The organism is Rhizobium sp. 05L429, assembly GCF_056397645.1.
In genome coordinates, this window is record NZ_JBFTNV010000090.1 from 1 (window position 1) to 547 (window position 547).

Annotated in this window: 1 protein-coding gene; it reads right to left on the minus strand. The window is 57.0% G+C overall.

Annotated features, from left to right (window positions below; genetic code table 11):
• Positions 1-547 (minus strand): RHS repeat domain-containing protein (locus AC1DNW_RS35445; RefSeq protein WP_477855821.1); only part of this gene is annotated, 547 nt, incomplete at both ends.

Here is a 547-nt window from a genome sequence, read left to right on the forward strand (position 1 = left end):
TACACGGCCCATCTGGTCGTAGGTCAGGAAGGTGACCGCACCGCGGGCGTCGACCTGCGAGACCAACCGGTTCGCATCATCATAAGCGTAAGACCAATTCCCAAGGTCAGGATCGCTCGCCGTCAGGCGGTTGCCGAGCAGGTCGTAGGCATAGGTCCAGACCGCCCCACCCGGATCCTGCACCTTCACCAGATGGCCAAGCGCATCGAAGGTGGCGCTGTATCGCATGGTAGTCTTCGATACGTCTGCGACCTTGTCCGAATGGTCCGAGATGAAGATCTTATCGCCCCAGGTGCTGATCGTGTAGGGATGGCGCAGCCCCAGCTCATCGTACCAGTTGACGTAATAATTTGCGATGTTCGACGACAGCGGGATCGGATCGAGATAGGTGTAATAGTCGTAGGTTTTGAATGTACTGTMGGGATTGACGCTCTTCGTGATCCGGTCGAGCGCATCGTAGCTGTTGACCGTCCATTGCGCCGTTTCACCGACAAAGCGCACGATCGATGACTGCTGCACATTACCGCGGGCATCGTAGATCGTATCG